Annotated in this window: 11 protein-coding genes and 1 pseudogene; 5 read left to right on the top strand and 7 right to left on the bottom strand. The window is 72.6% G+C overall.

Features of this window, described 5'->3' with window-relative positions; genetic code table 11:
- Positions 1-40 precede the first annotated feature (40 nt).
- Together GPA10_RS37995 and GPA10_RS37990 are read left to right on the top strand one after the other, a co-directional pair.
- On the top strand, positions 41-544 hold the full coding sequence (locus GPA10_RS37995; protein WP_157169395.1) for a metallophosphoesterase family protein: 504 nt from the start codon (positions 41-43) through the stop codon (positions 542-544).
- 190 nt (positions 545-734) lie between these two features.
- The gene (locus GPA10_RS37990) at positions 735-977 is read left to right on the top strand and encodes a DUF6411 family protein (protein WP_058850659.1); all 243 of its coding nucleotides are present in this window, start codon (positions 735-737) and stop codon (positions 975-977) included.
- Positions 978-1338: 361 nt separating this feature from the next.
- Here the strand turns inward: GPA10_RS37990 and GPA10_RS37985 are convergent, their stop codons facing one another.
- A complete protein-coding gene (locus GPA10_RS37985; protein WP_157169394.1) occupies positions 1339-2181 on the bottom strand; it encodes an SAM-dependent methyltransferase in 843 nt (280 codons plus the stop codon).
- A gap of 650 nt (positions 2182-2831) precedes the next feature.
- Between GPA10_RS37985 and GPA10_RS44215 the strand changes: the two are divergent.
- Positions 2832-3317: pseudogene (locus GPA10_RS44215) on the top strand (STAS domain-containing protein); the annotation flags it as partial.
- Between the two features lie 25 nt (positions 3318-3342).
- Here the strand turns inward: GPA10_RS44215 and GPA10_RS37975 are convergent.
- From GPA10_RS37975 to GPA10_RS37960, 4 genes are all read right to left on the bottom strand, one after another.
- Positions 3343-3885, bottom strand: a complete 543-nt coding sequence (locus GPA10_RS37975) for a GNAT family N-acetyltransferase (RefSeq protein WP_157169392.1) — start codon at positions 3883-3885, stop codon at positions 3343-3345.
- A gap of 216 nt (positions 3886-4101) precedes the next feature.
- Entirely contained in the window at positions 4102-4605 is a 504-nt protein-coding gene (locus GPA10_RS37970) for a GNAT family N-acetyltransferase (RefSeq protein WP_157169391.1), read from the bottom strand.
- 312 nt (positions 4606-4917) lie between these two features.
- Positions 4918-5571 carry an HAD family hydrolase gene (locus GPA10_RS37965; RefSeq protein ID WP_157169390.1) on the bottom strand — a complete coding sequence of 218 codons (654 nt, stop codon included), beginning with the start codon at positions 5569-5571 and terminating at the stop codon, positions 4918-4920.
- Between the two features lie 13 nt (positions 5572-5584).
- Positions 5585-6946, bottom strand: a complete 1362-nt coding sequence (locus GPA10_RS37960; protein ID WP_198351828.1) for an MFS transporter — start codon at positions 6944-6946, stop codon at positions 5585-5587.
- A 72-nt stretch (positions 6947-7018) separates the two neighbouring features.
- On the opposite strand from GPA10_RS37960, the gene GPA10_RS37955 reads away from it, so the two are divergent.
- The gene (locus GPA10_RS37955) at positions 7019-7861 is read left to right on the top strand and encodes a LysR family transcriptional regulator (RefSeq protein ID WP_157169389.1); all 843 of its coding nucleotides are present in this window, start codon (positions 7019-7021) and stop codon (positions 7859-7861) included.
- Positions 7862-7987: 126 nt separating this feature from the next.
- Here the strand turns inward: GPA10_RS37955 and GPA10_RS37950 are convergent, their stop codons facing one another.
- Positions 7988-9307, bottom strand: a complete 1320-nt coding sequence (locus GPA10_RS37950; protein WP_157169388.1) for an MFS transporter — start codon at positions 9305-9307, stop codon at positions 7988-7990.
- 422 nt (positions 9308-9729) lie between these two features.
- Between GPA10_RS37950 and GPA10_RS37945 the strand changes: the two genes are divergently transcribed.
- Positions 9730-11184, top strand: coding sequence for an FG-GAP-like repeat-containing protein (locus tag GPA10_RS37945; protein ID WP_157169387.1), 1455 nt, complete (start codon positions 9730-9732; stop codon positions 11182-11184).
- Positions 11185-11276: 92 nt separating this feature from the next.
- Here GPA10_RS37945 and GPA10_RS37940 read toward each other — a convergent pair whose 3' ends face one another.
- Complete coding sequence (locus tag GPA10_RS37940) at positions 11277-12272, bottom strand: zinc-dependent alcohol dehydrogenase family protein (protein WP_157169386.1); 996 nt, start codon at positions 12270-12272, stop codon at positions 11277-11279.
- Positions 12273-12390: the final 118 nt, after the last annotated feature.

Genomic DNA, 12390 nt, shown 5'->3' with positions numbered 1-12390 from the left:
GGGCGTCGCCCCCGGCCCGGGGGCGTCGTAGCGTGGAGACATGAGGCTTTTGCTCACTTCCGACACCCATCTGCCCTCCCGGGCCAAGCTGATCCCCGGCCCCCTGCTGGAGGCGATCAGGGATGCGGACGTGGTCGTACACGCCGGGGACTGGATCGACGAGGCCACCCTCGACCTCTTCCAGGCCCGCGCGAAGGACCTCGTCGCGGTCCACGGCAACAACGACGGGCCGGGGCTGCGGCGACGGCTGCCCGAGATCGCCCGGCGGCAGCTGGCCGGCCTGCGCCTCGGTGTCGTCCACGAGACCGGAGCCGCACAGGGCCGCGAAACGCGCTGCGAGCGCCGCTTCCCCGATCTGGACGTCCTGGTGTTCGGGCACAGCCACATCCCGTGGGACACCACCGCGCCGGGCGGCCTGCGCCTGCTCAATCCCGGCTCGCCGACGGACCGCCGCAGGCAGCCGTACTGCACGTACATGAGCGTGGAGGCGGCGGACGGCGCCATCGAGGACGTCACTCTGCACCGGCTGCCCCGCCGGACCTGACCGGCGGGACACGGCACCGTGGGGGCCGCGGGCGGCGTCGGACGACGGGGCTCCGGGCAGGAGGGGATCGGGCGTCCCCGCACGGGCGTCGGGAGCCTGCGGAGTGAGCTCCGTCTCCGCATGCAGGCGGCGTCGCGGGGCACTCGAAAGGCACGCCACACCCTTCGCCACACCCTTCAGGGAGTCCTCCATGGTGATCGTCGGAATCGTCGGGGTCTGCGTCGTCCTCGCGGTCCTCGCCTTCCTCCTGCCCCGCCTGTCCCGCCACCCCGAACGCGGCACCCAGCGCACATTGGGAGTCGGCTCGCGCGCGGGCAGCAAGGCCCCCGGCATCCTGGGGCGGATCTTCAGCAAGCCGTTCCGCAGCAGCTCCAGGGCAGTGAGCCGCAGTGGCTCGGCGGGGCGTCGCACCCGGGGCCGGCTGCCGTTCTGAGCCGGGCGCCCACTTTCCGATGTGTCCCAGTTCACAGGGATAAGGGGCGCTGGCCCGGAACATCCCCACGCACTTCGCCGTTCTTCTCTACGTGGCTGCGGAGGGGACAGTGTCCCCGGGCCTCACCTATAGCCCATGGGGACGATCGTTCGGCTGAAGCCCCATGGAGCCTTTCGCCGCGAGGCGACCGCCCTCCGCACGCCACCGCTTGCCGCCCCGGCTGGTCCCCCCCGTCCAGCCGGGGCTCTTCTTCTGTCTCGTGCAGGTGTCTCGCGCGGCGCCACTGACTAGCCCGGACCTGGGCGCTGGGGCTCATCGTTTCCTGGTTCGGCCCGGCGGGAACCGCCCGACGGACGGCGGGTCACCTGTGGCGTCCGTGGAAGATGCCCCACCGGAGACGACCGTCGCGGCAGGCCCGCGCCACCTGCGGCAGATTCGTCCTGAGGCGCTCCAGGTAGCCGGGGCTGACGGCGTCGACGAGTTCGGGTGCCGGTGACCGGACCTCTTCGCTGAGGCGTTCGTAGTGGGTCAGCATGTGGGCGCTGAGATCCTCGTAGTCGGCCCCGGCGAGGTCGAGCGCCCGCAACTGCTCGACGTAGAAGCCGGGCGTGGCGAGGTCGGTGAGTCGCAGGCGCTCCGCGAGCGGGCTCAGCTCGCCTTCGGGGGCGTCCTCGGCGGCCATGGTGTCGGTGAAGACCAGGTGGCCGCCGGGCCTCAGGACGCGCGTGGCCTCCCGCAGCGCGCGGGAACGGTCGCCGCTGTGGCACAGGGCCTCCTGCGACCACACGACGTCGAAGGACCCGTCGGGGGCCGGGATGTCGTGGAAGGAGCCGGTGACCACGTCGATGCGGTCGTCGAGGCCGCGCTCGGCGTTGAGCGCGCGGTGCCTGTGGTTCTGCAACTCGCTGATGTTCAGGGCCACGACGTGGCAGCCGTACTGCCCGGCCAGTCTGCGGGCCGCGCCGCCGTAACCGGAGCCCATGTCGAGCACCGTGCTGCCGGCGCCGAGGGCGTCACCCAGCTTCCCGGCCAGCCGCTCGACCGTGCGACCGGTCGCCACGGGGATCGCCTCTCGCGGGTCGGTGTACACCCCGACGTGGATGTCCTCCCCGCCCCACGCGTGAGCGTAGAAGCCGTCGACATCACTGGCGTCGTAGTAGCTGCGGGCCGCAGAGGTGGCCCGCGTCGCCTTGTCTTCACCCATGGCACATTCCTCGGCAGATCCCGACCACCGCAAACTGCTGTTTCCGGGCATATGTTCCTTCCCTGCCGTGCTGCCCCCATGGGCCCTGACCGCACGCGCTCCCACACGGCTTCCGCTGCGCCGGTCAAGTCCTGTACCTGCATGACGACTCTCGGCCAACAGGCCGGTTCACGCGCTTGCTTCGTCTGCTGCCCGCTCTAGCATGGCCGCAAGAGGGAGGATCCGGGCCGCACGCAGTGGCGTCAGGTCCTCCCCAGGGTCCCCAGACCCCGGGCCGTGACACCGACCGGCCGCCCCAGCAGGCATGCAGACCAAAGACGCTGGGCTGCTCTTCGTCCTTACGGCGTGTTCCACACCCGGAGCGACTCCCGCACGCACCGGTTCCGGCAAGGACGCCACCGCGCGGGGCACGACGTGGTGAGTGGGGAACTCGCCACGCCGTCCACGCGCTCGCGGCCGCCGCCGATGCCCTCATCGGCGGCGGCCGCTCGGGTACGGCGGCCACTTGGGTACGAGGCTCGCGTGACGCGCCCGCCGACGCGACGCGCCCGCTGAGCGGCAGGCGAACGGACAACTCCGGCCGCCGGGGCCGCCGATGCGGGCCCCGCATCCATGACCACGCGTCCGCGGCGGGGAAGGGATGAAGGGCTATGGGCGGCGAGGCCGCAAGAGGGGCGTTCCCGACCGACCGTGGGGGAGTGTTGTTGGTCGGCGTGCGCTATCCGAGCGTTTCGCTGCCTAGAGTGGCTTCCTCCTGGCGGATCGTTGATCGTACTGATCGCGCGGATCGTACTGATCGCGCGGATCGCTCCCCATGGCCATTGCTGCCGATCCGGAAGCGGACTCCTCGCCGTCCGCCGGCGTCGGACGTGTCAGCCGCCATGGAGCAGGGCGCCGCGCCAAGGCTGCGTATCGGCCTGGTACCGGTGGGTCGGGCCGAGGCGCGGATGGACCTGTCCGGCGAACTGGACCGCGACACGGCAGCCTGGCTGCGGGAAGCGGTCGTACAGGCGGCGCTGCCCCCGCGCGCCCACCGGCGCCTCCAGCTGGACCTGTCCGCCGTGACCTACTGCGGCGACGCGGGCCTCTTCACGCTCCGCGGCATCTGCCAGGCACTGGACGTGGCCGGGATCGAGGTCGCCGTCGTGGAGACCGGGCCCCTCACCCGCGCCGCCGTCCACCGGGCGGGCCTGGGTGGTCGGTTGAGACCAGCCGCTTCGCCAGGACCCGCTCCCGGCGGATGCCGTCGGACATCGGATCCCCGGACTCGCCCGTGTCCGTGAGGTCCGTGAAGCCGTTCCGTTCGTAGAGTGCGACCGCATTGCTGTTGTCCGGCACCACGGACAGGCGCAGCGTCCCAGCACCGCGCTCCGCGCCCCACCGTTCCACGGCCCGGACCAGGTGGTCGCCCACACCTTTGCCCCGGGCCGCGGGGCTGACCCACATCGAGATCAGCTCCACGCTGTCCGCCCCCTCGGCGGGGACGCCGCTGACCATGCCCACCGGCAGCCCGTCGAGAAACGCGACGAGATCCCGCGCGCCAGGGATCGACAGCCGGGCGCGCCACCGTTCCTCCTGGTCGCCGGAGCCCTGCCATTGGGCCAGTGTCGACCCGAACGCGTAGGGCGCTTCAGCGAGCGCCGCCAGTCGCAGTTCGCGCCAGAGGGGCCAGTCGTCCGATTCCAGAGTGCGCAGTTCGATCATGATCCGGAGACTGCCCCTCCACCCGAGCGGGCAGCAAATTGATTAAGGCCTCGTGAACTGCGGTCAGTTGTGCTGCCGTCGTCCCAGCAGGCGGGTCTGTTCCTGCTTCAGCTGGGCGAACCCCGTGCGCGTACGTGGCCAGCTCCTGGCTGCGGGAGGGCACGACGGAGAGGTGCTGGTGGGCGAAGGGTGATCTGCCGTCCGCTCAAGGGACGATCAGAGCTGTGGGGCCGGCCGGACGTCCAGCACCATGGTGTCCGAGTCGCCGTTGCGCCCGACGCGGGTGAAGCCGAGGCTGGTGTAGAGGTGCACGGCGGGATTGCCGTCCTCCACGCTCAGGCTGAGACGGGCGACCGGGACCGGTTGCTCGGCGGCGGCCCTTGTCAGCGCCTCCATCAGGGCCCGGCCGTGTCCGCGGCCCCGGTGTCCGGGCAGCAGGCCGACGGTCAGCTCGGGCACGTCCGGAGCGACGAAACCGTACCCGGGTTCACTCGCGGCGAGGTGCCGCGCCCAGGCCGCACCGATCGGTTCGCCCACGTCGCTCTCCGCGACGACCCCGAAGTCGTCCCGGCGGGGCCAGTCGGCGAGGTAGCGCGCGGCGTGCGGGTCGGCGGCGAGCTGCTCGGCGGTGAACCGCTGCTCGCCGTTCCAGTTGTATGCCTCGAGCAGGACGCGCCAGAGGAAGTCGGTGTCGCGGGCGACGGCGGGACGAACGGACATCAACGGCCTTCGGCTCGAAAGCGGTACGGGCCGACCGACGATAGGTCGCCACCCCAGAGATCGGCAAGGAGTTTTGGTGCGGGGTGCGGGGTGCGGGGTGCGGGGTGGTACACCAGCTGGAAGACCCCCCCCAGCCGCTGTCCGGCACGATCGTGGAGACGCCGAGGGCGATCCTCGCGATGGACGGCCGCCTGGAGGTCTTACGCCGTCGCCACCGACCGCGGCCTGTACGTCACCGAGCAGTTGAGGCCCCATGAGGACACCTTGCCTCGGCGCGCCCGGCGGACCGCAAGGCCCTGCGGGCCTCGGGTCTCATCTCGCCGCGTTCCGCAGGACGTGTCCGATGGCCGAGGCGGCATCGTGCGCGACATGGGTGGGCTCGTACGACTCCAGTGACCAGGACAGGCCGCGCGTGACCCAGACGTTGGGCAACCCGAGCCGGGAGGCGCCGACGATATCGCCGTGAGGTGAGTCGCCGACGACCCACGCGCCGGTCAGGGGCATGCTGACCGTCGCCGCTGCCGCCTCGAAGATTTCCGGTGCCGGCTTCTTGCAGCCGACTGCCTCGGAGATCACCCAGCCCTGGACGAGCCGGTCGAGCCCGGTGTTGCGGATCTTCGTCTCCTGCTGGGCGGTGGGCCCGTTGGTGACGATCACGCAGGTCCACCCGGCGGCCCGCGCCTCACGCAACGCCTCACGGCAGGCACCCGAGAGGACGACGTGGTCGGCACCGCCCGTGTCGAGCAGGTCGCGGACGGCAGTTGACGACACCGCTGCGCCGTACCGGTGGGACAGGGCCGCGGCGACTTCGTGCCGTGCGGTGTAGCCGCCGCCGTCACATGCCATCACCCACGCCAGGTCGGAGCCGGGCAGGCCGTGCTGGGCAAGGAAGTCCGCGACGGCGGCGCGGAAGGCCGCGTCACGGTCGATGAGGGTGTTGTCGAGGTCCAGCAGCAACAGCGGCATGACCGGCAGTAGATCACGGACCCCGCACAGCCGACCCTCGGTGCGATTCTCGACGTGGACCGCGGTGCGGTTCCCGGTGCGGTTCTCGACGTGGACCTCGATGCGGTTCCCGACGCGGACCGCGGTGCGGCTGATGATCGCGTCGGGCACGAGCCGGAGCCCACCGGCGTCGGCCTCCTCGCCGACCCCCGTCGACCGGAGGCCGACGCAGCAGGCACCCGGCCGACGCGGCGGCCAGACCGGCCAGTCCTGCCGCTGCGAAACCACCCGCAGGCACGGACGCGTCGATCGCCACCCCGACGAGGGGAGCCCCGAGCGCGAAACCGGCACTCTGCGCCGAGGACTGCAGACCTGCCGCCTCACCCCGCGCGGCGGCCGGCGCCAGCCCGCTCACCGTGCCGGTCACGGCCGACAGGGTGGGCGCGGCGAAGAACCCGGTGCCCACGACGGCCACACACAGCCAGGGCCAGTCACCGGCGAGACCGACGGGAAGCGTCACGAGCCCCAGCAACCCGAGCAGCAGCCACGTGGGCAGCGACCGGGACAGCACGCCGTACAGCAGCCCGCCGCACACGGACGCCACACCGAGCACGGCCACGACCACGGCGGCCCACGACACCTGGCCCGTCTCTTCGAGCGTGGCGACGATGGCGAGGTCGACGCCGCTGAGCAGCGTCGTGGTGCCGAACGCCATCATCAGCACGGCCCACATGTCGACGCCCAGCCACGCCCGGCGCGCGGGCCGTCCGGCGGCGCCCGCCTCCGCCTCGCCCCGCTCGTCCTTGGGGCACGTCCCGCCCCGGGCACGCAGTGGCGGGTCGAGCAGCGCCAGCCCGGCACCACCGGCCACGACGGCGGCACCGAGCCCCCACGCCACCCCGTCCGGCGACACCTTCGCGGCACACAGGACGACGACCGCCGGGCCCACCATGTACGAGAGTTCGCCCTGTACGGACTCCAGCGCGAACGCGGCCCTGCGCTGTTCGACCGTCGTCATCGCGGCGATCGCCTGCCTGGTCACCGGCGGCACCGGGACCATCAGGAGACCCGCCGCGAAGGAGGCACCGACCAGGATCCCGTACGGCAGGATCGGCACGCTCAGCCAGAACACGGCCTGCCCGGCCACAGTGATCAGCAGCACCGTACGCAGCCCCCGCCGGTCGACCGCGCGGCCCAGCAGGGGACCACCGAGGGCCAGCCCGGCGGTCAGCGCCGCCGCGACACCACCGGCCGCCCCGTAGCTCATGCGCAGCCCCAGAACGACGTACATGGTCAGGGCCATAACGGCGGCCGTGATCGCGGTGCGGGCGAGGAAGGACACACCCAACAGCGGGGCCATTCCCGGCACGGCGAGTATTTGGCGGTATCCGGTCACGCAGCCGACGCTAGATCTCGCCGGAGGCCATAGGTAGAGGCCAATTCGCTGTGGCTGACATAATGCATCGTTATGGCCAGGGATCTCGATACCGCACTGCTGCGGTCCTTCGTCACCATCGTGCGGGCCGGCAGCATCAGCAGGGCGGCGGCCACGCTCGGGCACACGCAGCCCGCGCTCAGCCAGCAGCTGCGCAAGCTGGAGAAGGTCATCGGCCGTGAGTTGCTGCACCGGTCACCGTCCGGTGTGTCGCCGACCCGGGCGGGCGAGGAGCTCCTGCCGTACGCCGAACGCATTCTCTCGCTGTCCGCGCAGGCACTCACGGAAACCGGGCGCTCGCTCACCGGCCGCTGCGGCGTCGGGCTGCTCGAGGACCTCGCCGCGTCGCAACTGCCGCAGGCACTCGCCGACCTCGCCCGGCTGCACCCCGGTGCGACCCTGGAAGTGCTCAGCCTGCCCAACGTCGCGATGCGGGAGGCCTACGACACGGGCCGCGTCCAACTCGTGCTCAACGAAGTGCCGGCCGTACCCGGACCGCCGCGCTGGACGGTCCGCCGCCCGCTGGTCTGGGCGGTCGGCCAGGGGGTGGACGTGGCGGCCGACCCGCTGCCGGTCGTGCTGTTCTCGAACACGTGCTCCTGGCGCACCTCGGTACAGGATGTTCTGGAACGCGGCGAACGGCCCTGGCGGGTGGCGTTCGAAAGCAACAGCCTGGCCGGCGTGCTCGCCGCGCTACGGGCGGGCCTCGGCGTCGCGGCCCTCCTGCCCACCAACCTCGAACCGACCATGACCTGCCACGACGCAACCGCCCTGCCCGCCCTGCCGGACGTCGAACTCGGCCTCGTACGGCATCCGCGCTCCGCAGGGGACCCGCTGATCGACGCAGTGGAGAACGCGCTGCGACGCATGGTCTGAGAGCCGTGAGCCGTGAGCCGTGAGCCGTGAGCCGTGAGCCGTGAGCCGTGCGCCGTGAGCTGGAGCGGGGGTGCCCGCGATGCCTGCCTTGGGGAGCGGGCGGCGCTCGGGAGGAGGTACGGACACTCATGCTTTCCGGCACCCTTGCGGGGAGGGGGCAGCCGTGGACACCCGCCCGCCCGCGTCCTGACGTGCCGTCGGTACGGCGTGCTCCTCGTCCGCACCCCCGGTGTGCCGGGGCCGGGCGGCCGTGGCGGGCGAGAGCGCCGCGGCGACCAGGATGAGCAGCAGCACCGGGACCATCGCGGCGCGCAGCCCCTGGTGTTCGCCGAGGAAGCCCAGCGCCGGTGGCCCCGCCAGCAGGGCCACGTAGCCGATCCGCGAGGTCAGGGCGACGCGGCCGGTGGTGTCGGGGCCGGACTCGCCCGCCGCCGACAGGGCCAGCGGGAAGCCGAGGGAGGTGCCGAGTCCCCAGAGCAGCACGGCACACCCGGCCGCGACCGGGGAGTCCACGAAGGACACCAGGGCGATCCCGGCAGCGGTCAGCAGCGCGCCGCCGCCGAGTACGACGGGGCGGCCGACCCGGGCCACCACGGGGCCACCGGCGAACCGGCCGGCCGCCATGGCGGCGGCGAAGCCCGCGTACACCAACGACCCGAGACCCGAGGGCATGTCGTGGCCGTCGACCATCAGCAGCGGCAGCCAGTCGGTGGCGGCGCCCTCGGCCAGCGTCATACCGAACACCACACCGCCGATCAGCAGCAGCCGAGCGTCCAGGTACAGCCGCCGCTCCCGCACTCCCGCGCCGGTGTCGGCGGCGGGCGCCGCCCCGCCGGGCCCGGCGTCCGCGGCCTGGACGCGGCCGGTGCCGGGGCGCAGCCCGACCAGCGCGACGGCGAACAGCGCGATCACGAGAAGCAGGACGAGCGCCAGATGCCACGGCACCGGGAAACCGGCCGCGGCACCGGCCACCCCCAACATCGCCCCGACCACGGTGCCGAGGCTGTAACAACCGTGCAGGGCGGGCAGTACGGGCCGGCCGAGTTCGCGCTCCACGCCGGCACCGTCGACGTTGCTGGCGACCTCCGACAGACCCACACCGGCGCCGAGCAGCAGCAGACCGAAGGCCACCGACGGCGCCGAGGACACCGCCGTGCCCAGGGCCGTCACCCCCATACTGGCCAGCACCAGGCACATGCCGGCGACGATGACGGGACGCGTGGAGAACCGCGACACCAGGGCCCCGGCCACCAGGATGCCGAGCATCGAGCCGATCGACATGCCGAACAGCACCAGGCCCATATCGGCCGTGGACGCGTCCAGCCGGTCCCGTACGTCGGGGGTCCTGGTCACCCAGGTGGCGAGCGAGAGGCCGGGTATCGCGAAGCACAGCCGCAGGGCGGTGCGGTGGCGGCGGACCAGCGGGTCCACCGGGACGGGAACCATGAGGGCGCGAGCCTCCGGGGGCGGGACGGCGGGCGTACCCACGTACCCTAACCACGCCTCGTCCTGCGCTGCGTGGGCTGCTGCCCTTCGTGGGTGCGCCCCCCGCCGTCGGCGTGGGGGAGAGGTTCGCGATGCCGGCGCCGCAGGGTGCCGCTCAGGCCGCCGGACGCCGCCGACCTCGCAGGGCGGTGCTCAGGCCGCCGGACGCCGCAGGCCCCGCAGGGCGGTGCTCAGGCCGCCGGACGCGCTCATCTCGCCGCCGGGCGCGCCCACTTCGCGCCCACCCTGCATGAACCCAACGCCAACCCCCAGTGAACTCCATACAATCGGCGTACAACCAGCTGCCCCCTTCGGCGGTCACACCGGATGACCCGCACTCCGTCGACCGCGTGGGAGCCCCCGTGCCACTCAGACGCCGTACCTTGACGTTCGCCATCGCAGCCGCCGCCGCGGTCACCGCGGGTGTCGTGCTCCCGCCCGGTGCCGCCGCTGCCGCACCTCGTACCCCCACGAGCGACTTCAACGGCGACGGTTACGCGGACCTCGCCGCCGGCGTCCCGGACGGGACCGTCGGCGGCAAGGCCAAGGCCGGGTACGTGAACGTGGTCTGGGGCGGTCCCCGGGGTGTCGGCGCGCACGGGAGCATCCGTGTCACCCAGGCCACTCCCGAGGTCCCCGGCACGCCGGAGGCGGGTGACCGGTTCGGGGCGTCCGTGGAGCTGACCGACCTCAACGGCGACGGCATCGCGGAACTGCTGGCCGGAGTCCCCGGCGAGGATGTCACCGACCGCGGCGCGGACGCGGGCATGGTCGTCGTCGTGGGCGGCTCACGGAACGGGCCGGGGCCGGGCTCGACGGTCCTCACCGGGCCCTCCCCGGCGGCCGCCTACGGCAAGTCGGTAGCGGCAGCCGACCTGACCGGGACCGCCGACAAGAACAAGGAGATCGTGATCGGCGGCACCGACAAGGTCGTCGCCCGGGTCATCCAGGGCGAGGACAGCATGGTCACCACCGTCCTCGCCGCCCCGATGGGCGGCCGCGCCCCCGTCCTGGCCGTCGGTGACTTCGACAGCGACGGCGTCACGGACCTGGCCGTGGCCTACTGGACCGCGGGCAACCCCCACACGCAGTCCCACGTACGTCTGTGGAAGTGGGACCCCGACCAGTCCGCCATGGCCAACTTCTGGAACACCGACAACGCCGGCGTGACCGCCCTGGCCGCCGGCGACTTCGACGGCGACGGCCACGACGACCTCGCGCTGGGCGAATGCCGGGAGATCGCCGACGAGAACATCGACGACCCGTGCGGCCCCGAGGAGCGCGCCGAGGGCGGCGGCATCCACCTCCACTACGGAGCGCCCGCCGACGGCTCGTTCGGCAGCCGCGCCCAGACCCTCAACCAGGACACACCGGGCGTCGCGGGCGTCGCCGAGGACGGCGACCGCTTCGGCGCCGCCCTGGCCGTCGCCGACATCAACCGCGACGGCCGCGACGACCTGGTCGCGGGCGCTCCCGGCGAAGCCATCGGCAGCAAGACGAAGGCAGGCGCGGCCTGGCTGTTGTACGGCGGTGCCAAGGGCCTGCTCGACGCGGGCGGCGCCGCCAGGTCCGCGACCTGGAACCAGGACACGCCCGGTGTCCCCGGCGTCGCCGAGGCGGGCGACTCCTTCGGCGCGGCACTCGCCACGGGCCGTTACAACGCCGGTGGCGTTCCGGATGTCACGGCCGGATCCCCCGGGGAGAACGCCTCCCTGGGCGCCGCGTGGCTCCTCCCGAACGGCTCGGCCCGCGGCTCGGCGGCCTTCTCGCCCCGCACGCTGGACCTGCCGTACCTGTCGACTGCTCACAAGTACGGCAAACCGCTGAGCAGCCGCTGATACGCAGTCCGCCGCACCGGAGCTCGGCACGAGGCGGTGTCAACCCACCGAGGCGGTGTCATCCCAGCGAGGCGAAGGCGGACGGGCAGTTGTCATCCCCGCGCCTCGATCTCGATGAGTATCTTTCCCACGCGCCCGGAGCCCGGGAGTTCGAGATGGCGGGGGAGTTCACTGAGCCCGACACGGGTTGCCACCGTGGTACGCAGCCGACCTCGTCGCAGGTTCTCGAAGACCGGTGCGAACAGGCGGGACAGGTGTCGGCCGGTACCGTCTCCGCCGTTCTGGACCGTGTCGCGCAGCCGGAACAACTCCACGCGGGGGCCGCCCTGACGGCTGGCGCACGTCGTCGGGAGCGGCCTTCCCGACAGCAGCCCGTAGTGGACGAAGACGCCGTCGTCCGCCGTCAGCGCGCACACGTCGCCGCCCACATCACCGCCCACGCAGTCGAAGGCCACGTCGACGCCGCGCGGTCCGGCCGCGGCGCGCAGCCGTTCGCGCCATCCGGGCTCGTCGGTCCGGACGACCGTCTGCCACCGGGTCGGATCGGCCACGGCCCGACCCGGCGTTCCCCGGACGACCCCCACCGGCTTGACGCCGCGATCGGTGAGGAGTTCCGCCAGGTGCTGCGCGATGGCCGACGTGGCTGCCGTGACCACGGCGTTGCGCGCGCCGCTCCGGCAGAACCGTTCGACCATCAACGTGGCCGTCAACGGGTTGATGTACGCGAAGCAGGCCACCTCGTCGGGCAGGTCGTCCGGCACCGGAACGCACCAGGAATGGGCGAGCCGTTTGTACTGCTGCCAGTTGCCGGCCGCCCCCAGGGGCAGGACCCGTTGGCCCACCGCTCCGGCAGGCACACCCGGCCCGGCGGACGCGATGACACCGACGCCCTCGAACCCGGGAACCATGGGGAACGATGTCCGTGAGCCGTACGCGCCCGAGACGGTGACGGCGTCGGAGGGGTTGACGGTGGAGACGAGCATGCGCACCACGACCTCACCCGGGCCGGGCGCGGTGGGTGCGTCCACGTCGCGGACGACCAGGGCCCCGGCGAGTGGGCCGGGGGAATCGGCGACGACAGCCAGCATCGGGACTCCCCCTCCCTGCCCTGTTCGCGCGTGTCCGTGTATGCGTGAGAACGACTCATTCTAGTGTGCTGCGCTGCTGGTCAGGCCCGCTTGTGGTGCGCACGGTCAGGCCCGCTTG

Source organism: Streptomyces typhae, assembly GCF_009755605.1.
GTDB classification, from domain to species: Bacteria; Actinomycetota; Actinomycetes; order Streptomycetales; family Streptomycetaceae; genus Streptomyces; species Streptomyces typhae.
Note: the sequence above shows the minus strand (reverse complement) of the source record. Positions and strands in the feature narration are given on the sequence as shown.